This window comes from Streptomyces sp. NPDC005752, assembly GCF_040630715.1.
Lineage (GTDB): Bacteria > Actinomycetota > Actinomycetes > Streptomycetales > Streptomycetaceae > Streptomyces.
The window spans coordinates 1-1212 of sequence record NZ_JBEXYB010000102.1 but is presented as its reverse complement, the minus strand read 5'-3'; the positions used below and the strand labels follow the sequence as shown (position 1 = coordinate 1212).

The window sequence follows — 1212 nt, the reverse complement described above, 5'->3', positions numbered from 1 at the left end:
ATGGGGAAGAAGAAGCCTCGCCGCCCTCGTCGTTCGTTCACGCCGGAGTTCAAGGCCGAGATCGTCGGGCTGTGCCGACGAGGTGACCGCTCGGTCGGGCAGATCGCCAAGGACTTCGAACTGACCGAGGCCGCGGTGCGGGACTGGGTGAAGCAGGCCGAGGTCGACGGGGGCGAGCGCAACGGGCTGACCAGCAGTGAGCGCGAGGAACTGGCTGCGCTGCGGCGGGAGAACCGCCGGCTGCGCGAGGACGTCGACGTCCTCAAGCGGGCCACAGCTTTCTTCGCGAAGGAGACCCGGTGACGGTGCACCCGTTCATCGAGGCGGAGAAGCGCGCAGGTCACAGCGTCAAACGGGCGTGTGAGCTGATGAAGGTCTCCCGGACCGCCTTCTATGCCCGTCGCTCCGGCCCGCCGGGCCCTCGTGCGGTGCGGGATGCTGAGCTGACCGAGCAGATCCTTGAGGTCCATGCGCGATCGCGCGGGACCTACGGGGCCCCGCGCGTGCATGCCGTGCTCAAGCGCGAGGGTGCCGGGTGCGGCCGGCGTCGTGTCGCACGGCTGATGCAGGCCGCTGGTCTGCAGGGCCGGCACCGCCGCCGACGGCAGGTGACCACTGTCCCCGATTCCAGGGCTGCGTTTCGTCCCGACCTGATCGTCCGGGACTTTCAGCCCGGCCGCAGTGGGCTCGATGCCCGCTGGTGCGGCGACATCACATATGTTCCGACCGAGGAGGGCTGGCTCTATCTGGCCACGGTCATCGACATCGCCTCCCGCCGCGTGGTCGGCTGGGCAACCGCCGATCACCTGCGGACCGAGCTGGTGGCCGACGCACTGACAGCAGCCTGCCGGCAGCGGCGTCCCACCCGTCCCGTGATCTTTCACTCGGATCGCGGCTGTCAATACTCCAGCCAGCAATTCAGCTCTCTGGCAGCCCAGTTCGGGGTTCGACTGTCGGTCGGCCGCACCGGTCAATGCTGGGACAACGCGCTCGCCGAGTCGTTCTTCTCGACCATCAAACGCGAACTGCTCGGCACCTCCGCCTGGCCCAGCCGAGCCGCCGCCCACACCGCGATCTTCGACTTCATCGAGGGCTGGTACAACTTGCACCGACTGCACAGCAGCCTCGGCTACCTCAGCCCCGCCGAGTACGAGACCGCAATCGCAGCCTGACCACCACACCAATGGTGTCCGTCAAAGCGGAGCAAGCTCA

At 67.8% G+C, this 1212-nt stretch carries 2 protein-coding genes; both read left to right on the top strand.

Going from position 1 to position 1212, the window contains the following annotated elements:
* Positions 1-303: transposase (locus ABZ441_RS33560; RefSeq protein WP_358981200.1), on the top strand; the 303-nt coding region annotated here is incomplete at its 5' end.
* Complete coding sequence (locus ABZ441_RS33555; protein WP_358981199.1) at positions 300-1172, top strand: IS3 family transposase; 873 nt, start codon at positions 300-302, stop codon at positions 1170-1172. The genes ABZ441_RS33560 and ABZ441_RS33555, both read left to right, overlap by 4 nt.
* Positions 1173-1212 lie beyond the last annotated feature (40 nt).